The 26,167-nt window shown below is 56.1% G+C and carries 26 protein-coding genes; 7 read left to right on the top strand and 19 right to left on the bottom strand.

Annotated features, from left to right (window positions below; genetic code table 11):
• Positions 1–264 precede the first annotated feature (264 nt).
• Positions 265–552 (top strand): HTH-type transcriptional regulator, encoded by a 288-nt coding sequence (locus ACOTXC_RS19560; RefSeq protein WP_003860776.1) that lies wholly within the window; start codon positions 265–267, stop codon positions 550–552.
• A 38-nt stretch (positions 553–590) separates the two neighbouring features.
• Here ACOTXC_RS19560 and ACOTXC_RS19555 read toward each other — a convergent pair whose 3' ends face one another.
• The 3 genes from ACOTXC_RS19555 to ubiD all read right to left on the bottom strand — a co-directional run bounded on the left by ACOTXC_RS19555 (position 591) and on the right by ubiD (position 4,662).
• Entirely contained in the window at positions 591–2,210 is a 1,620-nt protein-coding gene (locus ACOTXC_RS19555; RefSeq protein WP_046621685.1) for an ABC-F family ATP-binding cassette domain-containing protein, read from the bottom strand.
• Between the two features lie 217 nt (positions 2,211–2,427).
• Positions 2,428–3,129 carry an NAD(P)H-flavin reductase gene (fre, locus tag ACOTXC_RS19550; RefSeq protein WP_003860778.1) on the bottom strand — a complete coding sequence of 234 codons (702 nt, stop codon included), beginning with the start codon at positions 3,127–3,129 and terminating at the stop codon, positions 2,428–2,430.
• A 39-nt stretch (positions 3,130–3,168) separates the two neighbouring features.
• On the bottom strand, positions 3,169–4,662 hold the full coding sequence (gene ubiD / locus ACOTXC_RS19545; protein ID WP_088581798.1) for a 4-hydroxy-3-polyprenylbenzoate decarboxylase: 1,494 nt from the start codon (positions 4,660–4,662) through the stop codon (positions 3,169–3,171).
• Between the two features lie 172 nt (positions 4,663–4,834).
• Here ubiD and rfaH point away from each other — a divergent pair, with 172 nt between their 5' ends.
• Positions 4,835–5,326, top strand: coding sequence for a transcription/translation regulatory transformer protein RfaH (gene rfaH, locus ACOTXC_RS19540; protein WP_032626529.1), 492 nt, complete (start codon positions 4,835–4,837; stop codon positions 5,324–5,326).
• Here rfaH and tatD read toward each other — a convergent pair.
• From tatD to udp, 9 genes are all read right to left on the bottom strand, one after another.
• Entirely contained in the window at positions 5,323–6,105 is a 783-nt protein-coding gene (tatD, locus tag ACOTXC_RS19535; protein WP_058676814.1) for a 3'-5' ssDNA/RNA exonuclease TatD, read from the bottom strand. The two genes, rfaH and tatD, sit on opposite strands and share 4 nt — an antisense overlap.
• Positions 6,106–6,146: 41 nt before the next feature.
• The gene (gene tatC / locus ACOTXC_RS19530; RefSeq protein ID WP_022646678.1) at positions 6,147–6,917 is read right to left on the bottom strand and encodes a Sec-independent protein translocase subunit TatC; all 771 of its coding nucleotides are present in this window, start codon (positions 6,915–6,917) and stop codon (positions 6,147–6,149) included.
• Between the two features lie 2 nt (positions 6,918–6,919).
• Positions 6,920–7,462 (bottom strand): Sec-independent protein translocase protein TatB, encoded by a 543-nt coding sequence (tatB, locus tag ACOTXC_RS19525; protein ID WP_022646677.1) that lies wholly within the window; start codon positions 7,460–7,462, stop codon positions 6,920–6,922.
• A 3-nt stretch (positions 7,463–7,465) separates the two neighbouring features.
• Entirely contained in the window at positions 7,466–7,720 is a 255-nt protein-coding gene (tatA, locus tag ACOTXC_RS19520) for a Sec-independent protein translocase subunit TatA (protein WP_022646676.1), read from the bottom strand.
• A gap of 76 nt (positions 7,721–7,796) precedes the next feature.
• Positions 7,797–9,437: a ubiquinone biosynthesis regulatory protein kinase UbiB gene (gene ubiB / locus ACOTXC_RS19515; RefSeq protein WP_022646675.1), complete on the bottom strand. Its 1,641-nt coding sequence runs from the start codon at positions 9,435–9,437 to the stop codon at positions 7,797–7,799.
• A complete protein-coding gene (ubiJ, locus tag ACOTXC_RS19510) occupies positions 9,434–10,039 on the bottom strand; it encodes a ubiquinone biosynthesis protein UbiJ (protein ID WP_022646674.1) in 606 nt (201 codons plus the stop codon). The genes ubiB and ubiJ overlap by 4 nt, the downstream gene beginning before the upstream one ends.
• 13 nt (positions 10,040–10,052) lie before the next feature.
• A complete protein-coding gene (gene ubiE, locus ACOTXC_RS19505; RefSeq protein ID WP_022646673.1) occupies positions 10,053–10,808 on the bottom strand; it encodes a bifunctional demethylmenaquinone methyltransferase/2-methoxy-6-polyprenyl-1,4-benzoquinol methylase UbiE in 756 nt (251 codons plus the stop codon).
• Positions 10,809–10,874: 66 nt separating this feature from the next.
• Positions 10,875–12,332 carry a DNA recombination protein RmuC gene (gene rmuC, locus ACOTXC_RS19500; RefSeq protein WP_046621691.1) on the bottom strand — a complete coding sequence of 486 codons (1,458 nt, stop codon included), beginning with the start codon at positions 12,330–12,332 and terminating at the stop codon, positions 10,875–10,877.
• Between the two features lie 139 nt (positions 12,333–12,471).
• Entirely contained in the window at positions 12,472–13,233 is a 762-nt protein-coding gene (gene udp, locus ACOTXC_RS19495) for a uridine phosphorylase (RefSeq protein ID WP_003860792.1), read from the bottom strand.
• Positions 13,234–13,492: 259 nt separating this feature from the next.
• Here udp and ACOTXC_RS19490 point away from each other — a divergent pair, with 259 nt between their 5' ends.
• Positions 13,493–14,299, top strand: a complete 807-nt coding sequence (locus ACOTXC_RS19490; protein ID WP_161177378.1) for a dienelactone hydrolase family protein — start codon at positions 13,493–13,495, stop codon at positions 14,297–14,299.
• 47 nt (positions 14,300–14,346) lie between these two features.
• Here the strand turns inward: ACOTXC_RS19490 and metE are convergent, their stop codons facing one another.
• Positions 14,347–16,608, bottom strand: coding sequence for a 5-methyltetrahydropteroyltriglutamate--homocysteine S-methyltransferase (gene metE / locus ACOTXC_RS19485; protein ID WP_421767913.1), 2,262 nt, complete (start codon positions 16,606–16,608; stop codon positions 14,347–14,349).
• Between the two features lie 115 nt (positions 16,609–16,723).
• Here metE and metR point away from each other — a divergent pair, with 115 nt between their 5' ends.
• Positions 16,724–17,677: an HTH-type transcriptional regulator MetR gene (metR, locus tag ACOTXC_RS19480; protein ID WP_015570000.1), complete on the top strand. Its 954-nt coding sequence runs from the start codon at positions 16,724–16,726 to the stop codon at positions 17,675–17,677.
• On the opposite strand, the gene ACOTXC_RS19475 is transcribed toward metR, so the two are convergent.
• The 3 genes from ACOTXC_RS19475 to pldB all read right to left on the bottom strand — a co-directional run bounded on the left by ACOTXC_RS19475 (position 17,565) and on the right by pldB (position 20,371).
• Positions 17,565–18,464: a carboxylate/amino acid/amine transporter gene (locus ACOTXC_RS19475; protein WP_003860795.1), complete on the bottom strand. Its 900-nt coding sequence runs from the start codon at positions 18,462–18,464 to the stop codon at positions 17,565–17,567. The two genes, metR and ACOTXC_RS19475, sit on opposite strands and share 113 nt — an antisense overlap.
• 82 nt (positions 18,465–18,546) lie before the next feature.
• On the bottom strand, positions 18,547–19,347 hold the full coding sequence (yigL, locus tag ACOTXC_RS19470) for a sugar/pyridoxal phosphate phosphatase YigL (RefSeq protein ID WP_023299050.1): 801 nt from the start codon (positions 19,345–19,347) through the stop codon (positions 18,547–18,549).
• 31 nt (positions 19,348–19,378) lie between these two features.
• Complete coding sequence (pldB, locus tag ACOTXC_RS19465; protein ID WP_022646668.1) at positions 19,379–20,371, bottom strand: lysophospholipase L2; 993 nt, start codon at positions 20,369–20,371, stop codon at positions 19,379–19,381.
• A gap of 111 nt (positions 20,372–20,482) precedes the next feature.
• Between pldB and rhtB the strand changes: the two genes are divergently transcribed.
• Positions 20,483–21,103, top strand: coding sequence for a homoserine/homoserine lactone efflux protein (rhtB, locus tag ACOTXC_RS19460; protein WP_006812363.1), 621 nt, complete (start codon positions 20,483–20,485; stop codon positions 21,101–21,103).
• Here the strand turns inward: rhtB and rhtC are convergent.
• The 3 genes from rhtC to pldA form a co-directional block, all read right to left on the bottom strand.
• Positions 21,100–21,720: a threonine export protein RhtC gene (gene rhtC / locus ACOTXC_RS19455; protein WP_006179256.1), complete on the bottom strand. Its 621-nt coding sequence runs from the start codon at positions 21,718–21,720 to the stop codon at positions 21,100–21,102. The genes rhtB and rhtC overlap by 4 nt on opposite strands.
• 61 nt (positions 21,721–21,781) lie before the next feature.
• Positions 21,782–23,611, bottom strand: coding sequence for an ATP-dependent DNA helicase RecQ (gene recQ / locus ACOTXC_RS19450; RefSeq protein WP_421767912.1), 1,830 nt, complete (start codon positions 23,609–23,611; stop codon positions 21,782–21,784).
• Between the two features lie 90 nt (positions 23,612–23,701).
• Positions 23,702–24,571, bottom strand: coding sequence for a phospholipase A (gene pldA, locus ACOTXC_RS19445; protein ID WP_022646666.1), 870 nt, complete (start codon positions 24,569–24,571; stop codon positions 23,702–23,704).
• 160 nt (positions 24,572–24,731) lie between these two features.
• Between pldA and yigI the strand changes: the two genes are divergently transcribed.
• Positions 24,732–25,199 carry an acyl-CoA thioesterase YigI gene (gene yigI / locus ACOTXC_RS19440; RefSeq protein ID WP_006812366.1) on the top strand — a complete coding sequence of 156 codons (468 nt, stop codon included), beginning with the start codon at positions 24,732–24,734 and terminating at the stop codon, positions 25,197–25,199.
• 51 nt (positions 25,200–25,250) lie between these two features.
• Positions 25,251–26,147 (top strand): EamA family transporter RarD, encoded by an 897-nt coding sequence (gene rarD / locus ACOTXC_RS19435; RefSeq protein ID WP_032622061.1) that lies wholly within the window; start codon positions 25,251–25,253, stop codon positions 26,145–26,147.
• Positions 26,148–26,167 lie beyond the last annotated feature (20 nt).

Below are 26,167 nucleotides of genomic sequence, written 5' to 3'. Positions count from 1 at the left end.
CCAGGTCAGCCTTGCAAGATAGAGTTTTCATGCAAAACGGGTATTGCCGTTTTTGTACTGACTATTTACAAAAAAATACCTGTGCATCCCTACATATGATTAATCAGGTAATTAGCATAACTATCCATATAGCTGAAACGGGTAAAGCGATCGTTATCGCACAATTAATCACAACCGTGACGATCCTGTGTTTGGTTTAGGGACTATTCTTAACATGCTCTCTGATGTTCATGATCCCGATGTGTGATTTATGAGGAGTTCTCAATGGAATTAAAAGATCCTGAGTTTGAGCTGCTGAGCAGCCTGGAACAGATTATTTTTAAAGATGTACCGCCGACGGTTACCCTGAATCAAAAGTCCAATCCTTTTAGTGAATTTGAGCGTTTACGCAAAGGGTCGGGCCTGAAAACAGATGAATTCGCAAGAGCGATGGGTGTCAGCGTAGCGATGGTGCTGGAGTGGGAGTCAAAGCGTGAAAAACCTACCCCAGCCGAGCTAAAGCTGATGCGCCTGATCCAGGCAAACCCTGACCTTCGCAAGCAGTTAGCCTGATAAAGTTTGTTTGCCCCCGCCCTTGCGGGGGCTTGTGTTTAGAGGCTTTCACATCGCCATCCCGACTCTTCCCACACCAGCTCATGCGTCAGCTTTAATCCTGCTAAAAACGCTTCATCGTGCGACACCACCAGCAGCGCGCCGGGATAATCGGCCAGGGCCGCTTCAATGGCCTGAACGGAAGCCAGATCGAGGTGGTTGGTCGGCTCATCCAGAAGCAACAGCTGCGTTGCCGCTTCACGCCACAATACGCAGGCCAGTGCGGCCTTCAGGCGCTCGCCGCCGCTTAGATCGGCCAGTGGAAGTGTCACTTTCTCTGCGCCCAGCTGAAGCTGCGCTAAACGGGTACGCAGCGCCCCCTCTTCGAGCGGCGTATTGCCCAGGCTAAGGTGTGTCATCACCGACTGCGACAGATCCAGCCGGGAAAGATGCTGATCGAGATAAGCACATCTGACGGAGACCTTACAGGTTCCCGTAACAGGGGCGGTTTCGCCCAACATCACTTTCAACAGCGTGGATTTCCCACAGCCGTTCGGCCCGCGTAGCGCCACGCGCATCGGGCCATCCATTCGCCAGTTTATCGGGGAGACAGGCACGTGCGGAAGCACCAGTTCTTCCAGCACCAGCACCTGTTTTCCTTCCGGGATTTCACTGCCCGGCAGGGTAAACATCACCGCGTTATCCTCTTCAACCCGCTCGCGTGCCTGGTTAACCGCAGCGTTCAGGGCATGATTTTGATCGCTATGCTGTTTTTTCCAGGAACCAATCCGCTCTTTCGCCGCCCCTTTGTATTTGACCCGTTCAAACGAGGCGATGTTAAGGCTGTCGACCGTGCGAAGCGTTTTGGCCGAACGACGCTGGCTGTCGTCATGCTCTTTATGCATACGGGCGCGGGTACGCTTGCGTTCGGTGGCAGCATGCTCCAGCGCGGCGCGGGCAGCCAGCTGCTCAGCATCACGCTGGGTTCGATAGTCAGCATAATTCCCGCCGTAGCTGCGCAAGCCCAACGCGCTCAGTTCAAGGATACGCGGTACCTGGGCCAGCAACTCACGGTCGTGAGAGGCCACCAGCACCCCGCCCTGATACCGGGAAAGCTGCTCGTAGAACCACACGCGGCCTTGACTGTCGAGGTGGTTGGTCGGTTCGTCCAGCAGCAGGAAATCAGCATCCGCGGTGAATGCACCGCACAGCAAGGCACGAATGCGCTCGCCGCCGCTTAGCTCTGCCGCGCGTTTGTTCGGCTCAAAAGAGGGAAGTTTTGCAGCGATAAAAGCCTGGCTTAGCCGTTCAGCCAGATCCCAGTAACCATCGAGCGTGTCGAGATCGTCGGGTTCATAATGACCGCCGTCGATGCGCGTGCGCGCCGCAAAGATCGCGTCGTAACCAAGCAGTCCGGCAAGAGTCGTATCCGCAGAAATATCCTGCTGCTGCGCCACATAGACGTGTGTACCAAAGCGCTCAATGTGACCGCTGGCGGGTTCATCAACCCCTGCCAGCAGACGCAGAAGGCGTGTTTTACCGCTGCCGTTGCGGCCAACCAGCGCACACACTGACGCATCCAGAGAAAGATTCAGTGGACCAAAAAGGATATCGCCCGTCGCAAACTGACAGGTGACCTGATGCAAAATAAAAGAGGGGGATTGCGCAAAATGAGCCATAAGCACTCCTGAATGAAATCAAAACATCCCCTGCCGACGCGATGCGTTGAGCAAGGATCGAAATTCATCAGTCGTGTTTGTTCATTTTTGGGGGGCGCTCCTGAGGGCGAAATTTAACGGGAACAAGAATAACGGCAATGCGCCGCCCATTTCAAGGTTAAATTTTCACCAGCGCTATTGCCCGAGCGTAAAAAACCCGCCGAAGCGGGTCTCACAATCAGATAAACGCAAACGCATCGCCAAACAGACGATCTTCCCGCGCGTCACGCTCGTTGCAGAACAGGTCGCGGGCAATTTTCGCCATTTCAAAGCGACCGGCAATGTAGATATCGTGCCCGGCCAGCGTTCCGTGATCCTGCAATACCGCAGTCAGCACCGTGCCGCTGCGCCCGCGCCAGCCCTCTTCCGGCTGCTCGACGACCGGCTCGATGCGCAGGTTTGGATGATTGACGCTCAGCGCTTCCAGCTCAGACAGATCGTAAAGGTGCTTCTCTTCACGGCCGCCCCAGTAGATGGTGATATCGCGATTTGGATTACGCGCCAGCGCCGTCAACAGAATAGAGCGGACATAGGAGAAGCCTGTACCACCGGCAATCAGGATCAGCGGACGGTCTTCGTCTTCACGCAGCCAGGCCTCGCCATGAGGAATATCGACCACGATTTCACGCTCTTTCAGGATGCGATCCATCACGGCCATCGCGTACAGGTTAAGCTCAGACGCACCAATATGCAGCTCAATAAATTCCTTCTCTGCTGGCGTTGAGGCCATAGAGAAAGGACGCTTATCACGCTCGTCCATCACGACCATCAGGTACTGACCGGCACGGAATGAGAATGCCGCTTCAGGAACCAAACGGACGCGATATACGGTGTCGGTAATAGCATCTACCGACGTCACTTTACAGCTTAAGGTTGTCATTCGCTCTCTCTGTCGGGAAGTCTATAGGGCTAAACGGTCTTATTCTGCCTTACCGTTATTCATTATGGCCAGCTCGTCCCAGATCGCGTCAATTCGCGCGGTCACGGCAGGATCTTTTTCGATCGGGCGACCCCATTCACGGTCGGTTTCGCCAGGCCATTTGTTCGTGGCATCCAGTCCCATTTTTGAACCAAGGCCGGAAACCGGCGAGGCAAAGTCCAGATAATCAATCGGCGTGTTTTCCACTAACACCGTATCACGCGCCGGATCCATACGCGTGGTGATGGCCCAGATGACGTCATTCCAGTCGCGGGCATTGACGTCATCATCGCAGACAATCACAAACTTGGTATACATAAACTGGCGCAGGAAAGACCATACGCCCATCATCACGCGCTTAGCGTGACCGGCATACTGCTTCTTCATCGTCACCACCGCCAGGCGATACGAACACCCTTCCGGCGGCAGATAAAAATCAACAATTTCCGGGAACTGCTTTTGCAGGATCGGCACGAACACTTCGTTCAGCGCCACGCCAAGTACCGCCGGTTCATCCGGTGGGCGGCCAGTGTAAGTTGAATGATAAATGGCATCTTCACGCTGGGTAATGTGCGTGACGGTGAATACCGGAAAGTTATCCACTTCGTTGTAATAGCCGGTGTGGTCGCCGTACGGCCCTTCGGGTGCCAGCTCGCCCTGTTCAATGTAACCTTCCAGCACGATCTCTGCGCTGGCTGGCACTTCCAGGTCATTGGAGATGCACTTCACCACTTCGGTTTTGGTGCCGCGCAGCAGCCCTGCAAAGGCATATTCAGACAGCGTATCAGGAACAGGCGTCACCGCGCCCAGAATGGTTGCCGGATCGGCACCCAGCGCTACGGAAACCGGGAAGCGTTCGCCCGGATGGGCCGCGCACCACTCCTGGAAATCCAGCGCGCCACCGCGGTGGGACAACCAGCGCATGATGAGCTTGTTCTTGCCAATCAGCTGCTGGCGATAAATGCCGAGGTTTTGACGCTCTTTATGCGGCCCACGCGTCACGGTGAGGCCCCAGGTAATCAGCGGTGCGGCATCTTCAGGCCAGCACTGCATGATGGGAATTTTGGTCAGATCAACTGCATCGCCTTCCAGCACTTTTTGCTGGCATGGCGCGCCGCGCAGGCGTTTGGTGGGCATATTCAACACCTGCTTAAACTGCGGCAGCTTGTCGAACAGGTCGCGGAACCCTTTTGGCGGCTCCGGCTCTTTCAGAAAGGCCAGCAGTTTGCCCACTTCACGCAGCGCCGTGACATCTTCCTGCCCCATGCCCATCGCCACGCGGCGAGGTGTGCCAAACAGGTTGCACAGTACCGGCATGGCGTAGCCTTTTGGGTTTTCAAACAGCAACGCCGGGCCGCCCGCGCGCAGGGTGCGGTCAGCGATTTCTGTCATTTCCAGATACGGATCAACAGGAAGCGTAATGCGTTTGAGTTCGCCCTGCTTTTCCAGCAGCGCCAGGAAGTCGCGTAGATCGTGGTATTTCATGCAGTTAATCATGGCCTCTCTGTAAGCGCTTCATTATACGGCGTAAGACCGCGTGATGCTGTAATTTTGTTAAATTAGCGTGAACTTCCACGACTTACTCTCTTTTTCGCCATTATAATCACCTTAGCGATCCCGCCAGGGTTTTGGTATGCTTGCGCCCCGAACAATGGGAAGAGTGATTATGCAGGCCTGGTATTTACTGTATTGCAAACGCGGGCAACTTCAGCGCGCACAGGAACATCTTGAACGTCAGTCTGTTAACTGCCTGACGCCCGTGATCACGCTTGAAAAAATGCAGCGTGGAAAACGCACGACCGTCAGTGAGCCTCTGTTCCCGAACTATCTGTTCGTTGAGTTCGACCCCGAAGTGATCCACACCACGACGATCAGCGCCACGCGCGGCGTCAGCCATTTTGTACGTTTTGGCGCCCATCCGGCAAGAGTACCGTCATCGGTTATTCATCAGCTCTCTGTCTACCAGCAGCCTGAAGATATTACCGATCCGGAAACCCCTTATGCCGGGGACAGCGTGGTGATCACCGAAGGCGCTTTTGAAGGGTTACAGGCCATCTTCGCTGAACCAGACGGTGAAGCGCGTTCTATGCTGTTGCTCAACCTGCTGAACAAAGAGGTGTTACAGAGCGTTAAAAACACCGATTTCCGCAAAGTTTAGAACTGCACGCCGAACAGACGACGCACGTTGTCATCGGTTTGGGCTGCCAGCCACTGCGCATCTTCCCCGCGCCAGTACGCCACTCGCTCAGCAATGTGTCCCAGATAAGCCGGTTCGTTACGTCGTGATGCCGGTTTGGGCTGCATATCCCGGGGCAACAGATACGGCGCATCCGTTTCCAGCAACAAACGATCGGCCGGGATTACGGATAACAGCTCGCGCAGCTCCAGCCCACGACGCTCATCGCACACCCAGCCCGTGATACCCAAGTAAAGCCCGCGGTTCAGGCAATCCAGCGCTTCCTGACGGGAGCCCGTAAAGCAGTGCAACACCGCGCCTGGCAGTTTCTCCAGCCAGGGGTCCAGTAGCGCCAGAAAACGTTCATGCGCATCGCGACAGTGCATAAACATCGGCATCCCCAGCTCTGCAGCCAGCGCGAGCTGGGCGGTAAATGCCTTCTCCTGCTCTTCAGGCGTCGAGAAGTTACGGTTGAAATCAAGCCCGCATTCGCCAATGGCAACCACTTCTGGCGTAGCCGCCAGACGATGAAGCGCCTCAGCGCTTTCATGCGCCCACTGGCTGCTGTCATGAGGGTGCACGCCTGCGGTGGACCAGCAGTGTTGATAGCGTTGCGCCAGCAGCTGTGCCTGCTCGCTCTCATACAGGTTCGTTCCCGTCAGTAACAGCCCGTTCACGCCGACGGCAAAGGCGCGCGCCACCACCTCATCGCGGTCTTTCGCAAACTGGGCGTTGGTCAGGTTAAGCCCGATATCAAACATACGTATCCCCATATGACAACCGCCCTGACGGGCGGTTGGTTTTATTCTTTAGTGGTCTCTTCAGACGGCTCGTCTTCTTCGTCCCGGGTACGCCCCTTTCCGACGTAGAAACGAGCGAAGAATACGCCGACTTCAAACAGGCAGTACATGGGTATCGCCAGTAAGGTTTGCGAGAAGACGTCCGGTGGCGTTAACAGCATACCTACGACAAATGCCCCCACCAGGATGTACGGGCGCTTCTTACGCAGATCGTCAGGCGTGGTCACCCCCACCCAGCAGAGCAGGACAATCGCGACGGGCACCTCGAAGGCGACACCAAAGGCCATAAACAGCGCCATAACGAAGCTGAGGTAGCTGGCGATGTCCGTCGACACCTGTACCCCTTCCGGCGCGGTATGCGTCAGGAAGCCAAAGGCCAGCGGGAAGACAACGAAGTAGGCGAACGCCATACCGATATAAAACAGCAGCGAACTGGACACCAGCAGCGGAATAACCAGCTTGCGTTCATGCCTGTACAGCGCGGGTGCCACAAATGCCCAGACCTGATACAAAATGACCGGCGCAGAGGCAATCAACGACACCCAGAAGGTCAGCTTGATCGGGGTAAAGAACGGCGAAGCAACGTCCGTTGCAATCATCGTTGCGCCCAGCGGCATCTGCTTAATCAGCGGTGCGGAAACCACCTGATAGATATCGTTGGCAAAATAGACCAGACATAAAAAAATGAGGAAAACCGCAATAATGCAGTTTAACAGACGCTTACGCAGCTCAATGAGGTGCGTAATCAGCGGTTGAGTATCATCTACTGCCATGTTTACGCTTTATCACTCGACGAGGGGGATGATTCGGAAACGGGCGCGGCGGGTTTTACCTCAGCCGTTTTGACCACGGGCTCTTCCGGCGGCACCTGCTTTTTCACTTCGGGCTCCTGCGGCGATTGCTCTGGCGAAGCAGCCTGATGTTCCGCGCTGGAAGGCGTCACACCCTCGCGCTGCTCTTCGCTGCCCTTCACCACCGGATTATGGATGGTGTTTGCTTCATCACTCGCCTTCTCAGGATCGTTAACGCTGTATGAGCGCTTCATGGATTCAGCCGCTTCGCGCAACTCATCCATGGATGCTTTCAGCTCCGGCGTCAGGTTGTCCATGCTCGCCTTTTCAACCTTTTTCAGGCTGTCCTGAAATTCCTGAAGCTTCAGTTCCTGCGCCAGCTCGTTCTGCACGGTCGTTGCCAGCGAACGGAGCGCACGCACCCAGCCCACGACAGTTTTTACCGCAACGGGTAAACGCTGCGGCCCCAGCACAATCAAACCAATCACAAAGACCAGCAGTAACTCACCAAAACCAATGTCGAACACGAATTACACCTGCTCTTTATCGTGACGTTTGGCCTCTTCCTTTTTGGCTTCGTCCTGCTTATCGGCGATAGATTTAGCGGTAAAATCAGCGTCCTGACCGCTTTTTTCCTGCTTATTCTCATCATCGCTCATGGCTTTCTTGAAGCCTTTGATTGACGCGCCCAGGTCGGAACCAATTGATCCGAGTTTTTTCGTGCCGAACAGCAGCACAACAATGACGGCAATGATCACTAACTGCCAGATACTGATACCACCCATGCGTGTTCCCCAGTGATAGATGATTAATTAGTCAGATCGCATTATACGTATGCAATCCCTCGATAGCGACGCTAATTCAGCGTGTTTTTTGCCAGCCAGCAAGCCAGACAACCACACCGGCAGCCATAATCCAGGCTGGCATCATTTCCCAGTCCGGACGATTGATCAACAGCAACGTGCCGCTTATCAGCAGCGTCGCGCCAATTCCGAAGAGATAGCGGGACTGCCCCTGACGCACGCGACTGGATTGAAGCTCGTGCGCGATTTTATCCATGCTGTGCTGAAGGTTCTTGCTCTGACGCAAACTGTCGTAAACCAGTTCAGGAATTTCTGGCATTTTTTCAATCCAGAACGGGCCTTTCTCTTTAAGCGAGCGAACCAGGGCTGGAATACCGACCTGATCCTTAATCCAGGATTCGAGGAACGGTTTCGCGGTTTTCCACAAGTCTAACTGAGGATAGAGCTGGCGGCCTACGCCCTCAACGTAAAGTAATGTTTTCTGAAGTAAAACTAATTGTGGCTGCACTTCCATATTAAAACGACGTGCGGTGTTGAACAGGTTGAGCAGAACATGCCCGAAAGAGATCTCTGAGAGCGGCTTTTCAAAAATTGGCTCACAGACGGTACGGATCGCAAATTCAAACTCTTCCACGTTGGTATCTGGCGGAACCCAGCCTGAATCCACGTGCAGTTCGGCCACCTTACGGTAGTCGCGATTGAAGAAAGCGATAAAGTTCTCGGCGAGATAACGCTTATCCTCTTTATTCAGCGAGCCGACAATACCGCAGTCGATGCCAATGTACTTCGGATCTTCCGGGTGCTCATAGCTGACGAAAATGTTGCCCGGATGCATGTCAGCATGGAAGAAGCTGTCGCGGAAAACCTGAGTAAAGAAGACCTGCACGCCGCGCTCGGCTAGCAGCTTCATGTTGGTGCCCTGTTTTTCCAGCGCTACCACGTCCGAGACCGGGATGCCGTAGATACGTTCCATCACCATCATGTTCTGACTGCAGTAGTCAGAATAAACTTCAGGAACATACAGCATCGGGCTGTCTTCAAAGTTTCGACGCAGCTGAATGGCGTTCGCCGATTCACGCAGCAGGTTAAGTTCATCGATGAGCGTTTTTTCGTATTCCCGTACCACTTCCAGCGGACGCAGACGGCGGCCATCCGGCAACAGACGCGGCACCCAGCGAGCCAGGCGATAGATCAGCTTCATGTCCGCTCTGATAACCGGCAGGATATCCGGGCGAATCACCTTAATGACCACCTCTTTGCCATTCTCCTTCAGGCGCGCGGTGTGAACCTGCGCAATAGAGGCAGAGGCCAGAGGCTGAATGTCGAAATCATCAAACCAGGTCTCGATGGGGATATTGCCCATCGCTTCTTCGATTTGTTTCTTCGCTCTCTCTCCGTCAAACGGAGCGACGCGGTCCTGCAATAGCGCGAGCTGATCGGCAATCTGCGGCGGGAAAAGGTCGCGACGCGTTGAGAGCATCTGCCCAAACTTGATCCAGACCGGTCCCAGCTCCTGCAACGCAAGACGCAGGCGTGCGCCCAGCTCCTGATCCTTATGGCGATTCGGCATCCAGAACAGCGTGCGACGCCAAAGCCGAAGCGGCAGGGTGATACGCATTCTGGGGATAAGCTCGTCGAGCCCGTAGCTCAAAAAGGTGCGAACGATAAAATAGAGGCGCCGAATTTCACCAGGCGTCATTTGCCCTCCAGTTTTTCAAGCCGTTTGGTTAACGCATCAACTGCGCGCTCAACTGCCGCGGTCTCTTCTGCAAACCAGGCGACTTCTAAAGGCCCAGGCGCCATACGCCACTCTTCGGTCAGCACCTCGGCAGCATAGCGCTGCTGACGGAGCAGGCCTTTACGCAGGAAAGTGGAACCCGTGCGCAGCGTTTTGCTTATCCCTTCAGCCGCGATGTCGCCGATATAGGGCGCCAGCAGTTCCGCGGGGTCAAATTCAGCCTGATCGCTGAGTGCAACGAAGTTCTGTACCACCTGAATATCGCCCTCGACCTCCAGCTCACCGCTGCGAATAAGCGCCGTCATCTGCTGACGGTCACGCAGTTTTGGCAATACGCTCATGTGCGTAATCACCGAGCAGTCAGCCTCGCCTTCCCACTCCCCCAGAACGTCAAGCTGGCGTTCGCTGAAGACCAGCACAAGCGGCGTCGAGAACTCTTTTAAAACGATACGCAGCACCTTTCCGTTAAGCCGCTGACGTGCGGTTTTCAGCGCCGGGGCGCGATACAGAAAGGCATTCAGTACATTCTCGATGCCTGCGGTGACTAAGGGTTTAATGGGCACGGGAAACCTCCACTCAGAACTTGTAACCACGATGCAGCGCGACGACACCCGCCGTCATATTGAAGTATTCCACGTTTTCAAACTCCGCATCCTGCATCATCGCTTTCAGCGTGTCCTGATCCGGGTGCATTCGGATGGATTCGGCCAGATAACGGTAACTTTCTGCATCGTTTGCCACCAGCTCGCCGATGCGCGGCAGAACGTGGAAGGAATAGGCATCGTAAGCTTTGCTCAGCGGGTCGATAATCGGTTTAGAAAACTCAAGTACCAGCAGTCGGCCACCCGGCTTCAGCACGCGGTACATAGAGCGCAGCGCTTTATCTTTATCGGTCACGTTACGCAGGCCGAAGGAGATGGTGATGCAGTCGAACGTATTGTCCGGGAACGGCAGCGCTTCGGCGTTGGCCTGAACATATTCAACGTTGCCTACCACGCCGATGTTACGCAGCTTTTCGCGTCCCATTTTCAGCATGGAGTCGTTGATATCTGCCAGCACCACGCGACCAGTTTCGCCAACCAGACGGGAGAATTTAGCGGTCAGATCCCCTGTGCCGCCGGCTAAATCCAGCACCTTTTGTCCACGGCGCACGCCGCTGCAATCAATAGTGAAGCGCTTCCACAAGCGATGAATGCCAAACGACATCAAATCATTCATCACATCGTACTTCGCCGCCACGGAATGAAATACGTGGGCCACCATGTCAGCTTTCTGCGCTTTGGCGACAGTCTGAAAGCCAAAGTGCGTTGTGTCTTGTGAATCGTCAACCATCTCAGAGCCTGCTAATCAGTCAAATGTTCGTGAAGTGTAACAGATTGGGCGCATTTGCCCTACGTTTCAACCACCGCGAAAGAAACGCGCCGACTGCGCTTCGGGGGATAAACTCGCCGCTAACCCATTGTCTTCATTGCGGCTATTTTGCTCACCGTCGCCTTCACGCAGACGAAACTCTTCGTCCTGAGCCGTAGCCTGCTCCACCAGTTCCGGATTAATCTCGCGTTTAACTTCCACCCCCAGGCTGCGAAACGCCTCCGCCTGCGCCAGCAAATTGCCGCGCCCGGAGGAGAGTTTTTTCATCGCCTGGCGGTAGTTATCCTGCGCGCGATCCAGGCTTTGCCCCACCGAGGACATATCGTCCACAAACAGCCGCATTTTGTCGTACAGCTTGCTGGCGCGATCGGCAATCTGCTGCGCGTTTCGGCTTTGGTGCTCATAACGCCACAGGTTGGCAATGGTACGTAACGCCACCAGCAGCGTGGTGGGGCTGACCAGCATAATGTTATTTTTCAGCGCTTCGGTGATCAGTTCGGGCTGTCTGTCGAGCGCCAGCAGGAAGGCTGGCTCAACCGGAATGAACATCAGCACATAATCCAGCGATCGCAGCCCCGGCAACTGTTGATAATCTTTTCTGCCCAGCAGACGGATATGGTTACGCACGGAGGCGATATGCTCCTGCAACGCTGTCTCGCGGGTATAGTCATCTTCCGCGTTGAAGTAGCGCTCATAGGCCACCAGCGTCATTTTGGCGTCGATAACCACATCTTTACCCTGCGGCAGACGAACAATGACATCCGGCTGCATTCGCGAGCGCGCATCGTTTTCAATGCTGACCTGCGTTTCGTATTCGTATCCTTCACGCAGGCCAGAGGCCTCCAGCACGCGCGTCATGACCACTTCGCCCCAGTTTCCCTGCGCTTTGTTATCACCTTTCAGTGCGCGCGTCAGGTTAACCGCCTCCTGAGCCATCTGCGCATTCAGCTGCTGGAGATTACGGATCTCATGCGCCAGCGTGTGGCGCTCGCGAGCCTCCTGACCAAAGCTGTCCTGCACCTGACGGCGAAAGCCGTCCAGCTGTTCACGCAGCGGCGTCAGCAGGCTGTTCAGGCTCTGGCGGTTCTGCTCATCCACGCGGCGATTGCTGTGCTCAAAAATGCGGTTCGCAAGGTTCTCAAACTGCTCGCTAAGACGCTGCTCGCTGTTGATCATCTGACGGATTTTGTCTTCGGCGTGCAGTTGGGTGGATTCAAGGCGGGTGGTCACTTCCCGGAGATCGGCCTCCAGCGAGGTGTTAATGTCGCGCAGATTGCGCAGTTCGTTATTGAGCAGTTCACACTCATCGCGCCAGTGGTCACACAGCGCAAGCTGTTGTTTCGTCGCGCTGAGTTCGGCGACGATCTCTTCGCGCTCTGCCAGCTGATCGGCTTTCTGCTGAGCATGTTGGTAGCCGCAAATGAGCCAGCCAATCCCCACGCTCACCAGCGCAACTACCGCATAAACCAGGATTGAGATATCCACAATGCCCCCTGCATCCACGTGTAACCCGCACAAAATAGAATTGTGCTGTATGAACGTCCAGTTTGAAAGGGTTTTCCTGCGAGGCGTTACGCAAAAAAGAAAGGCCGAGCATGTCGGCCTTTTAGCACTGAAGAGAGAATTAGATCAGACGGCGCGCCGCTTCAACCACGATTTTCACCGCATGGCTTTCAGTCTGCTTCATGGTTTCAGCGTTCGGGATCTCCTGCTGGGTACGGTTGACGATAACGCCCGCCACCATACCGGCACGCAGACCCTGGCTTGCGCACATGGTCAGCAGCGTCGCAGATTCCATTTCGTAGTTCATGACGCCCATCGACTGCCACTCTTCCATTGAGCCTTTGAAACGGCTCACCACGCGACCAGAGAAGGTGTCGTAACGCTCCTGGCCCGGGTAGAAGGTATCGGAAGAGGCAGTGACGCCCACGTGGGTGGTGGCGCCCACGGACTTCGCGGCTTCAACCAGCGCGGTGGTGCATTCGAAATCAGCCACTGCCGGGAATTCCATCGGTGCAAAGTGCAGGCTTGCCCCGTCCAGACGCACGGATGCGGTGGTAACCAGCACGTCGCCCACGTTGATGTGCGGCTGAATGGCGCCTGTGGTGCCAATGCGCAGGAAAGTACGAATGCCCAGCTGTGCCAGCTCTTCAACGGCGATAGAGGTAGACGGGCCACCGATACCGGTAGAGCACACGATCACCGCTTTACCGTCCAGCTCTGCGCGCCAGGTGGTGAATTCGCGATGCGCTGCCAGCTTAACCGGCTTATCCATCAGCGCGGCGATCTTTTCCACACGCTCAGGATCGCCAGGGACGATAGCAAGCGTAGCCCCTTGTAAATCGTTTTTAGTGAGGCCGAGATGAAAAACATCAGACTTAGACATAGGTGACTCCTCTGTGGGTCGGTTTGTCAGAAGAAGTAAAACGGTACTTTACAGAAGCAATGTGCATTATTTCGTGACACACCTCACCATGAATGAAAATGATTGCAGTTAATTTCCATAAAATGGTGATTCACATCACATTAACAAGTTATATCGCCGGGTGCTGCACAAAAGATAGACGCTATAAGGCACTGTGGGTTGTTAACCTGGTGTCTATATTTATCTTTGCGCTAATCCATTCATTGGTACGGAGAATGCCATGACTGAAAAAATCGGTTTTGCACCTGCTGCGGCCCCGCATGCTTCAACCATCGTCTCAACCCCTGAAGAGGCCATTACCGCAGGCGAGACCTCCATTCCCTCCCAGGGAGAGAACATGCCAGCGTACCACGCGCGGCCAAAATCCGCCGATGGCCCGCTGCCCATCGTGATCGTGGTGCAGGAAATATTTGGCGTTCATGAACATATTCGCGACCTCTGCCGCCGTCTGGCGCTGGAGGGTTACCTGGCCGTTGCGCCGGAACTCTATTTCCGTCAGGGCGATCCGAATGATTACAGCGACATCCCGACGCTGTTCAGCAACCTGGTCAACAAAGTGCCGGACGCGCAGGTGCTGGCCGATCTCGACCACGTTGCCAGCTGGGCAGCGCGCAACGGTGGCGATGCGCATCGTCTGATGGTGACTGGCTTCTGTTGGGGCGGACGCATTAGCTGGTTGTACGCCGCGCATAACCCGCAGCTAAAAGCGGCCGTGGCCTGGTACGGCAAGCTGGTGGGTGAAAAAACGCTGAATTCACCGAAGCAACCTGTTGATATTGCCACGGATTTAAATGCGCCTGTGTTGGGGCTCTATGGCGGTCAGGATACCGGGATCCCGCTTGATACGGTCGAGACCATGCGCCATGCGTTGCGCGCAGCAAACGCGAAGGCGGAAATTGTGGTGTATCCGGAAGCCGGGCACGCCTTTAATGCCGATTATCGTCCGAGCTATCACGCGGAATCGGCGAAAGATGGCTGGCAGCGGATGCTGACATGGTTTAGCCAGTACGGCGGGAAAAAAGCGTAAAAGCAAAAAGCCCGGTGGCGGCTACGCCTGACCGGGCCTACATTTCATCAAGCCTGACGCAAATTCTGCGCCGCCTGCACCATGTTCGCCAGCGCCGCGCGGGTTTCAGGCCAGCCACGGGTTTTCAGGCCGCAGTCCGGGTTTACCCACAGACGTTCCGCCGGGATGCGCTGGGCCGCTTTTTGCAGCAGCGATTCAATCCACTCCACGCTTGGCACATTCGGGGAGTGAATGTCGTACACGCCCGGCCCGATTTCGTTCGGGTAGTCGAACTCTTCGAACGACTCCAGCAGTTCCATGTCTGAACGCGAGGTCTCGATGGTGATCACATCGGCGTCGAGCGCGGCAATGGAGTCCATGATGTCGTTAAATTCGCAGTAACACATGTGGGTGTGGATCTGCGTATCGTCCTTCGCGACGGCCGCGTTGAGGCGGAACGCCTCCACGCCCCACTGTAAGTAAGCATCCCAGTTGCTGCGACGCAGCGGCAAACCTTCACGCAGCGCAGGTTCGTCGATCTGAATGATGCCAATCCCGGCCGCTTCCAGATCCGCAACTTCATCGCGCAGCGCCAGGGCGATCTGTTTGGCGATGGTTTCCCGGGTTACGTCTTCACGCGGGAACGACCAGCAGAGAATGGTCACCGGACCCGTCAGCATGCCTTTTACCGGTTTGTCGGTCAGAGACTGGGCATACTTCGCCCACTCCACGGTAATCGCTTCCGGGCGGCTGACGTCGCCGATTACCACCGGCGGCTTCACGCAGCGGGAGCCGTAGCTCTGCACCCAACCGTTCTGGGTAAAGACAAACCCGTCCAGGTGCTCACCGAAGTATTCCACCATGTCGTTACGCTCGGCTTCACCGTGCACCAGCACGTCCAGACCTAAACGTTCCTGCTCGATAATCGCCTGTTTGATGTGTTCCGCAATACCGGTGCGGTAGTGATTCGCATCCAGATTGCCCTTTTTGAAGTCCAGGCGCAGGCTGCGGATCTCGGTAGTCTGCGGGAAGGAGCCGATTGTCGTGGTCGGCCACGCGGGCAGGTTAAAGCGCGCACGCTGGGCTTCGGCGCGCACTTCATACGGGCTCTGGCGCTGGCTGTCCCGGGCGGTGATGGCCGCCAGACGTTTTTCCACTGCCGGGTTATGCACGCGCGTCGAGTGACGGCGCGCCTGGATCGGAGCGCTCCAGTCGCTAATCGCTGCCGTGTCGCCGCTGTTCAACGCGTCGCGCAGCAGAGCCAGCTCCTCACACTTTTGCAGGGCGAAGGCAAACCAGCTTTTCACCTCAGGGTCGAGTCGGGTCTCCACGCTCAGGTCAATCGGGCTATGCAGCAGGGAACAGGAAGAGGCCACCCACAATTCACGTTTACCGACTATGTCTTTAATTTGTGCATATTTCTCGGTGAGATCGGCACGCCAGACGTTACGACCATTCACCAGACCGGCAGAGAGCAGCCAGTCCACTGGCAGACGCTTGTGCAACTCTGCTACATCGTCTTTGCCGTGAACGAGGTCAATGTGCAGACCCTGAACCGGCAGCGCGGTAATGGTTTTCAGGTTCGGCGTGACGCCTTCGAAGTAGGTGGTCAGCAGCAGCTTCACCTGCCCGGTGAGCGCGTTATACGCCGGTTTGAAGGCGTCCAGCCACGCCTGCGGCAGCTCAAGCACCAGCGCCGGTTCATCGATTTGCACCCACTGAATGCCGCGTTTGCCCAGCTCAATCAGCACCTGCTTATAAACCGGCAGAATGTCGTTCAGCAGGCTGAGGCGGTCGAACTGTTCACCTTTCACTTTGCCCAGCCACAGGTAGGTTATCGGCCCCAGCAGCACGGGTTTCACCTGGTGACCCAGCGCCAGCGCTTCGTCCACTTCATCCAGAAGCTGGGTCCAGGTCAGTTTGAACTGCTGGCCTTTAACGAACTCCGGCACCATATAGTGATAGTTGGTGTTGAACCACTTGGTCATTTCCGCCGCTGCCGCTGGCTCACCCGTTGGCGCGCGGCCACGGCCGATGCGGAACAGGGTATCGATATCCACCGATCCATCGTTGTTCTGATGGCGAGCCGGCACGTTGCCAAGCAGCAGGCTGGTGGTCAGAACATGGTCGTACCAGGCGAAATCGCCCACCGGCAGCAGGTCAATGCCCGCCTGTTTTTGCTGTTCCCAGTGACGCGCGCGCAGCTCACGTCCCACCGCCAGCAGTTCTTCACGGGTGGCGTTACCTGCCCAGTAGCTTTCTTGCGCTTTTTTTAGCTCGCGACGCAGGCCAACGCGAGGGAAACCGAGAGTGTGAGTGCGGATTGTCATGGTATGCCCCTTGTGAAATTCGTTATTTAGACGTCCAGATGTTTACACATCTATAATTGGCAGGTACTGTATATTCCTCAAGCGCAAAATGTTCATGGCGAAGTGAAGGACTTTCATGATCGAGATAAAACACCTGAAAACGCTACAAGCGTTGCGGAACTGCGGTTCTCTTGCGGCGGCAGCGGCCACGCTGCACCAGACTCAGTCTGCCCTTTCTCACCAGTTCAGCGATCTGGAACAACGCCTCGGCTTTCGTCTTTTTGTGCGTAAGAGCCAGCCTTTGCGCTTTACGCCGCAGGGCGAAATTTTGCTTCAGCTGGCGAACCAGGTGCTGCCGCAGATTGCCAGCGCGTTGCAGTCCTGCAACGAGCCGCAGCAGACCACCCTGCGCATCGCCATTGAGTGTCACAGCTGTATTCAGTGGCTAACCCCCGCGCTTGAGAATTTCCGCCAGAAGTGGCCGCAGGTGGAAATGGACTTCAAGTCCGGCGTCACGTTTGATCCGCAGCCGTCGCTTCAGCAGGGTGAGCTGGATCTGGTGATGACCTCAGATATTCTGCCGCGCAGCGGTCTGCACTATTCTCCAATGTTTGATTTTGAGGTACGTCTGGTGCTGGCCCCGGACCATCCGCTGGCCGCCAAAACGCGCATCACGCCGGAAGATCTGGCAACGGAGACGCTGCTGATTTACCCGGTACAGCGCAGTCGTCTGGATATCTGGCGCCATTTCCTGCAACCCGCAGGCATCAGCCCACAGCTGAAGAGCGTGGATAACACGCTGCTGTTAATTCAGATGGTGGCGGCCAGAATGGGAATTGCGGCGCTGCCGCACTGGGTGGTCGAGACGGTTGAACGCCAGGGTCTGGTGGTTACCAAAACCCTGGGTGAAGGACTGTGGAGCCGGCTGTACGCCGCCGTGCGCGACGGCGAGCAGCGTCAGCCGATTACGGAAGCGTTTATTCGCTCAGCGCGGAACCACGCGTGCGACCATCTTCCGTTTGTGCGGAGCGCGGAGCGACCCAGCGGCGATGTACCCACAGCGAAGCCAGGATCACCGTTCCCCCAATAAGGAAACTCGGCCAGTGCGGCTGTTCCTGCCAGATGGCGAGGTTCACCAGTAGCCCCGCCGGCACGTGCACGTTGTTCATGATCCCCAGCGTTCCGGCGTCTACCTGCGTCGCGCCGTAGTTCCACATAAAGTAGCCCAGCCCCGACGCCACCACGCCCAGCCAGACCAGAACGCTCCACTGCACGGGGGTGGTTGGCAGCTTTTGCGGGTTGCCGAGCATAAACCATGCCGCAATCGCGACAATCGCTGCGCCCATATAGAACCACGCAAACGCGTTATGCTGCGGCATCGGGCGGGTCTCCATGAGGCGTTTGTAGCCCACCATCCCGATGGCGAAGCTGATATTGGCGAGCTGGACGAACATCAGCCCGGTCCAGAAGTGATCGCTCACCTTGTCATAGCGAATTATCGCCGCGCCAATGACTGCCAGCGCCGCGCTCAGCAGATATCCCCAGCGCAGGCGGCGCCTGCTGAGCAGGTCGTAAATCAGCGTGATATAGAGCGGCGTGAGCACGGTAAAGAGCAGAAATTCCGAGACGGAGAGGTAGACGTAAGCCCGGAAGCTGAACAGGTACATGATGCCGAGCTGCATTGCGCCTACCAGCATGTACAGCAGAATGGTTTTCAGCGATTGCCCGCGGGTACGCAGGAACGGCAGGAACACCAGCGCCGCCAGCCCCACACGCATCAGCACCGAAAAGTAGCTGTCGACCGATCCGGCAAGGTATTCGCCAATCAGGCTAAAGGAGAAGGCCCACAGAATAGTGGTGATAATGAGTAGCGCCACAATGCTTGTCTCTCAGAAAGAAGGAGAGGCATTGTAGCGAACTCTTTAGTTGACATCTGAACAATAAACAATCAAATGAAGATTATTCAAGGAACAGTTTGCGCAAATACTTAGGTACCGCGTTGTCTGCGTTGGTGCCAATCACTTCCAGCTCCGGGTGCAGATCTTTCAGGCGCTGGTGCGCGTTCTGCATGATGCAGCCTTTGCCCGCCATGGAGAGCATCTCGGCATCGTTCATGCCATCGCCGAACGCGATGCAGTCTTTCAGATCAAAGCCCAGACGCTTCGCGACCGCTTCCAGCGCGTGACCTTTGGACACCCCGCCCGCCATCACTTCCAGACAAGTCAGCGTGGAGAAGCTCACGTTCACGCGGTCTCCCCAGCGGGCGTTGATCGCCTGCTCCAGCGGAAGCAGCGCTTCGTGACTTTCGCAGGTAAAGAACACCTTGCTGATCCCTTCAGGATCCAGCAAACCCGGTTCATACAGGGAGTAGTTGAAGACGGCTTCCTTGAAGAAACGCATTTCGTCCGGGCGATGACGGTTCATAAACCACTCGTCGTCGCGATAAACGTTAGTGACGATATCCGGGTTGTTATGCACAATGCCGAACAAATCAGTGGCGATGTCGCGATCGAGATTGTGGGTAAAAATCAGGTTGCCGTCCGTGTCGTGTACGCGCGCACCGTTGGAGGTGATCATGTACGACTTGATCTCCAGGTTATCGCGGATCTGCCCCACGTCCACGTGGTGGCGGCCGGTGGCGAACACAAAGTTCACGCCGCGGGCAGTCAGGAGTTTTAAGGTCTCTTTCGCATAAGGCGACAGGGTGTGGTCGGGGGAAAGCAGCGTGCCATCTAAATCAGATGCAACAACCTGGTACATAGGGATTTCAACCTCTGGTGGAAAACAATAATCAGTTATGCCTGTTGAAAAATTCAACAATGGCGTTGAGCGCGACTGAGCGCATAGCGTCCTTTTCAAAAAGGATCTCATGGTACGCACCGTTGATGACCAGCGGTTTACCCCCTTCACAGGGATGGCCCGCCGCGGCGCGAAGTTCACAATAGCGGTCATGCATGCGGTTATCCACCACACGCTCTTCTTCCGCCTGGATCAGGAGCGTCGGCGTGTCATCATCGCCTACGCCCGCCAGCACCTGCTCACCGGCATGAATACCTTCCCGCACCCAGTGCCAGGTGGGGCCGCCGACCCGCAGACGCGGTTCATCGGCATAAAAACGCAGGTTGCGGCGATAACGCTGCCGACTGTGGGTTAACACGTTGATGGCAAACGGCAACGCCCGCCAGCGTCCTGTTCCGATGGCATAGCCTTCACGAATGCGCTGATGGCCCTCAGCCCAGTCGAGAAGATGGCGCACCATCCAGTCAGGAAAACGTATCACAATGCCGTACATCGGCGCGGTCAGCGCAATGGCGTCGCACTGGTGCTTATGGCGCTGCAAAAACAACGTCGAGATCGCGCCCCCCATGGAGTGGGCAAGAATATAACGCTTGCGCCACGGTCCGGGCTGCACTTCCTGCTGCCAGAACGCGGCCAGATCGTCGACGTAATCGCTGAAGTTATCCACGTGGCCGCGATGGGTATCCGGCAGCATCCGGCCGGAAAGCCCCTGCCCGCGATGGTCGATAATTAACACATCAAAGCCCAGATGGAACAGGTCATACGCCAGCTCGGCATATTTGATATAGCTTTCGATGCGCCCGGGGCAAACCACAATCACCCGGTCATTTTTTTCATCATGGAAACGAACGAAGCGTACCGGGATATCCCCGACGCCCATAAACTCATCTTCCTCACGCTGGCGCCAGAAATCGGTCAGCGGCCCCATGGAGAAAGCAGCAAATGCGTTTTCTCGTGTTTCCCAGTCCTTTTTCTGCTGAAACATTGGGTTTCCACCCCCCGTAATTCAGGGAATATCGTTTTTTTCGTCACCGGTCACAAAATGACTCAACAATAGCGTATTGTGGCATAAAAACAGACGATCCGGGAGTTTCAAATGACCTTCGAGTGGTGGTTCGCTTACCTGCTGACATCCATCATCCTCAGCCTTTCACCTGGCTCGGGCGCAATCAACACCATGACCACCTCCATTAATCACGGCTATCGCGGCGCGGCGGCGTCAATTGCCGGTTTACAGACAGGGCTTGGCATTCACATTGTGCTGGTGGGGATTGGTCTGGGCACGCTGTTCTCCCGTTCGGTGCTGGCCTTCGAGGTGCTGAAATGGGCTGGCGCAGCGTATCTTATCTGGCTGGGTATTCAACAGTGGCGCGCCGCAGGCTCGATTGATCTGCATACGCTCTCCCGGACACAAACACGCGGCCACCTGTTTAAGCGCGCGGTATTCGTTAACCTGACCAACCCGAAAAGCATTGTGTTCCTCGCCGCCCTGTTCCCGCAGTTTATCGTGCCGCATCAGCCCCAGGTGATGCAGTACGTGGTGCTGGGCGCGACCACCATAATTGTCGATATCATTGTGATGATTGGTTACGCGACGCTGGCGCAGCGAATTGCGGCATGGATCAAAGGGCCTAAACAAATGAAGGCCCTGAACAAAGTCTTTGGTTCGCTGTTTATGCTGGTTGGCGCGCTGCTTGCGTCAGCGCGTCATGCTTAGCGAGAAATGATGAGATGAATGCCGAAGCCGGCGAACAGTGCGCCGGCAAAGCCGTCGATCCACTTCGCGATGCGCTGGTAGCCGCGACGCATCGCCGGTAAAGCAAACAGGCTTGCCACAACGGTAAACCAGGCGAACGTCTCAACAACGATTAGCAGGAAGATCCCCCAGCGCGCGCCCGCACCGACGTTATCCCCCACAAACAGCGAGAACACAGAGCCGAAGTAAATAATCGCTTTCGGGTTCGCCAGGTTAGTCAGCAGCCCTTTCACAAAGCTACGGCCGCCCGTTGCCAGCTCAACCTTTGGCTCTTCCGGCTTTTTCTCTTCTTTCTTCAGCGCCCCGCGCAGCATCTGGTAGCCCATCCAGCACAGGTACAGACCGCCGCCAACCATGATGATGTTATGCAGCCACGCCATTTTCGCCAGGATCAGGTTCAGACCAAGCAGCGCAACCGCCGCCCAGACCATAACGCCCATGGTGATACCGAGCACACCCATCATCGCCTCTTTGCGGGAGCGGCTGACGGCCGTTTGTGACACGAAGAAGAAGTCAGGGCCAGGGCTCATCAGCGCAACGATGTGCACTAACGCCACGGTGAGAAATAGCATTAACATAATTAGCTCGCGGGGAAATAATGTAGTGAGTCATCATCCTGGCACTTTTTCGCCCGGCTGACTACTCCTCATCCTCACCATCAGCGTGGGAACGGATAAGCGCCATAAACTCTTTACCAAAGCGCTCCAGTTTGCGCGTGCCGACGCCGTTGACGCTGAGCATCTCGCTGGCGCTGAGTGGCATTTGCTCGGCCATCTCGATCAGCGTCGCGTCATTGAACACCACGTATGGCGGGATGTTCTCTTCATCGGCAATGGCTTTACGCAGCTTGCGCAGCTTGGCGAACAGCTTGCGATCGTAGTTGCCGCCGTAGGATTTCTGCATCACGCGCGGCTTCAGGGCGACGACGCGCGGAACGGCGAGCTTCAGTTCAACCTCACCGCGCAGGACCGGTCGCGCCGCTTCGGTAAGCTGAAGCGCAGAGTGCTGGGCAATATTTTGCGTGGCAAAGCCGAGATGGATCAGCTGGCGGATGATGCTTACCCAGTGCTCGTGGCTCTGGTCTTTCCCGATGCCGTAAACCGGCAGCTTGTCGTGCCCCATGTCGCGGATACGCTGGTTGTTAGCCCCACGCAGCACTTCGACGACGTAGCCCATCCCAAAGCGCTGGTTCACGCGTCCGATAGTCGAGAGCGCTTTGCGCGCATCCATCAGACCGTCGTACTGCTTCGGCGGGTCGAGGCAGATATCGCAGTTGCCGCACGGCGCCTGACGCCCTTCACCAAAGTAGTTGAGCAGCACCAGACGGCGGCAGGTTTGCGCTTCGGCGAAGGCACCCATCGCGTTAAGCTTGTGGCGTTCGATATCCTGCAACTGCCCCTGCGGTTTCTCCTCGAGACAGCGGCGCAGCCACGCCATATCCGCCGGATCGTAAAACAGCATCGCTTCCGCAGGCAGGCCATCACGCCCGGCGCGGCCGGTTTCCTGATAATAGGATTCGATATTGCGCGGGATATCAAAGTGCACCACAAAGCGCACGTTGGGCTTGTTGATCCCCATCCCGAACGCCACCGTTGCGACCACGATTTGCAGGTCGTCGCGCTGGAATTTTTCCTGTACGTCGGCGCGGATGTGGTTTTCTAACCCGGCATGGTATGCCGCCGCGCTAAAGCCGCGATTTTGCAGACGCGCAGCGGTGTCTTCCACCTTCGCGCGGCTGTTGCAGTAGATGATGCCGGACTTGCCGCGCTGCTCCTGCACGTAGCGCAGGAGCTGATCCAGCGGCTTGAACTTTTCCATCAGCATATAGCGGATGTTCGGCCGGTCGAAGCTGCTGACCTGAATATAGGGGTCTTTCAGCCCCAGCAGGCGAACGATATCCTGACGCGTGGTGTCATCCGCCGTGGCGGTAAGCGCCATAAACGGCAGCTCAGTGAAGCGCTGACGCAGCTGGCCGAGGGCGGCATATTCCGGGCGGAAATCGTGCCCCCACTGGGAGATACAGTGCGCTTCATCCACCGCCAGCAGCACCGGGTTCCAGTGCGCCAGGTGATCGAGGAAGTTGTCCAGCATCAGGCGCTCTGGCGCGATATACAGCAGGCGGATCTGCCCGGTGCGGCACCCGGCCATCACCTCTTGCTGCTGCTCGCGGGTTTGCGTCGAGTTAAGACAGGCCGCCGCCACGCCGTTGGCAAGCAGCTGGTCGACCTGGTCTTTCATCAGGGAAATAAGGGGGGAGACCACAACCGTCAGGCCATTAAGTACCAGCGCGGGCACCTGATAGCAGAGCGATTTTCCGCCGCCGGTCGGCATGACCACCAGGCAATCGCGGCCTTCCAGCACGGTTTCAATGATGGTTTCCTGGCCAGGACGGAACTGCTGGTAGCCAAAGGTTTCATGCAAAACCTGTTTAGCCAGCGATTCCTGATTCAATACTTCCGCCTGCGCCACGTTAACCCCATATGCCAGAAATGAAACAGGCGCTATTTTCAGCGCCTGAGAGAGAAACTTCAACGTTTAACGCAAAAACATTCGAGCAGCTTAGAAAATATCGTTCAGCATGACGCCCACACCAACGCGGGTCTGGTTGAAGTTATAGTCGATCAGCGATTCGCCATAACCGCTATACACCTGGGTATAGAGACGAACGTGTTTCGTCACCGGGTAGCTCAGGCCCAGCTCTGCGCCGCCGTAGCCGGTATTCCAGTTGTACTGCCCTTTGGCGCTCAGCACCGCGTCACCCAGCTGATAGCCCACTTTAAGCTGATAATAGCCCATGTATTTGGTGATATCAGGGTTGTCATCGGTGCTGCCCACCACGTACCACGGCTTCACTTCCACCATGAAATTGCCGTTCTGCGCCATCAGACGCGTATAAACGCGATTCCAGCTGCGTGAGGTTGGGTCGGAACGACCGTTGGAATCGTGGTTATAGCCCACCTCCACGTCTCGCAGCGTCCAGCCTGCAAACTCATAATCAGTGGCGAAACCGAGGAACAGCTGCGGTTCATAGTTGGTTTCGCGGAACGGTGAAGATTCCCCGCTGTTGGAGAGCTGCCACCATGACTTCTGCGTGTAAGATGCACCAAGCACCGAGTTCGGCCCCAGGATGCCGCGCCATAACGGGAAGGCCAGGCTGAGCTGGAACTTCACCTCATCTTTACGCGCATTGTCAGACCAGTTATAGGAGCTTATCGCCTCTTTGTTGAGATCGCTGGTCTGGGTATAGATCACGTAGTTTGTGTCATAGGGGTAGAGCGTGAACGGATTGTCATGCTCCTGAAGCATATTGGCGATGATGCTGCCCTGAACGGCAGGTTTATCATGCACTTCTTTGATCGTCGCTTCCTGCGCATATGCTGTGAGGGGCAGCGCAACCGCCGCCAGTAACCAACCCAGATACGTCCGCATCGGTGGTGTTCTCCTGAAATTGTGACATTTAATGAATAGTTTTGTCCGGGCATTCTACAGACTTCTGCGATAACTTCCGCTTCCTCGTTTCTTAAAGTGGCATTCCTTTATCCTGAAGCATAAAATCAACATTTTGTTAACAACAAGGATGCCACGTCAGATGTCAGCCACACTCACCGCCGAAGAAACCTTAAAGCTCGTGGGCGAGATTTTTGTGTATCACATGCCATTCAACCGTGCACTGGGTCTTGAGCTGGAGCGATACGAAAAAGACTTCGCTCAGCTGAGTTTCAATAATCAGCCAATGATGGTCGGTAACTGGGCGCAAAGCATTTTGCACGGCGGGGTGATTGCCTCTGCGCTGGACGTGGCGGCCGGTCTGGTGTGCGTGGGCAGCACGCTGACGCGCCATGACACCATCAACGAAGATGAGTTACGCCAGCGCCTGTCGCGCATGGGCACCATAGATTTACGCGTCGACTATCTGCGTCCGGGACGCGGAAACCGCTTCACCTGCACCAGCAGCCTGCTGCGCGCCGGGAATAAAGTTGCCGTCGCCCGCGTTGAGCTGCATAACGAGGAGCAGGTTTATATCGCCAGCGCAACCGCCACTTATATGGTGGGTTGAGACGGCAAATTCGGGTAAAATTACTTCACTTTTTTGTAACGGATTTTCCCGATGGATGCTAAACAGACGCGGCAGGGCGTTTTACTCGCCCTTGCCGCTTATTTTATTTGGGGTATCGCACCGGCGTACTTCAAGCTTATCGCCTATGTCCCGGCGGACGAGATCCTCACTCACCGCGTCATCTGGTCGTTTTTCTTTATGATCGCGCTGATGAGCATCAGCCGTCAGTGGTCAGGCGTCAAAACGCTACTGAAAACCCCGAAAAAGGTCTTCCTGCTTGCCCTCTCTGCGGTGCTGATTGGCGGAAACTGGCTGCTGTTTATCTGGGCGGTGAATAACCATCACATGCTCGAAGCGAGCCTGGGGTACTTCATTAACCCGCTGGTGAACATCGTGCTGGGGATGATTTTCCTCGGCGAACGTTTCCGCCGGATGCAGTGGGTGGCAGTGATTCTGGCCTTCTGCGGCGTGCTGGTACAGCTGTGGACCTTCGGCTCACTGCCGGTTATCGCCCTGGGGCTGGCGTTCAGCTTTGCCTTCTACGGCCTGGTGCGTAAAAAAATCGCCGTGGAAGCGCAGACGGGAATGCTGTTTGAAACCCTGTGGCTGCTGCCTGTCGCGGCGATCTACCTGTTCGGTATTGCCGACAGCGCCACCAGCCACATGGGCAGCAACCCATGGTCGCTGAACCTGATGCTGATGGCGGCGGGCGTGGTCACGACGATTCCCCTGCTGTGCTTCACCGGCGCGGCAACGCGTCTGCGTCTCTCGACGCTTGGCTTCTTCCAGTACATCGGCCCGACGCTGATGTTCCTGCTGGCGGTGGTGTTTTACGGCGAGGTGCCGGGTGCGGATAAGATGGTGACGTTTGCCTTTATCTGGGTGGCGCTGGCGATTTTCGTTGCGGATGCAATTTATACCCAGCGCAGGACTCGCAGAGGAATTTAGGTGCTTTGTAGGGCGGGTAA

Origin of the sequence: Enterobacter cloacae complex sp. IR5428 (assembly GCF_049238585.1) — a bacterium.
In the GTDB taxonomy this organism is placed as follows: domain Bacteria; phylum Pseudomonadota; class Gammaproteobacteria; order Enterobacterales; family Enterobacteriaceae; genus Enterobacter; species Enterobacter intestinihominis.
The sequence above is the reverse complement of the archived record's forward strand: the minus strand, read 5'-3'. Positions and strand labels throughout refer to the sequence as shown.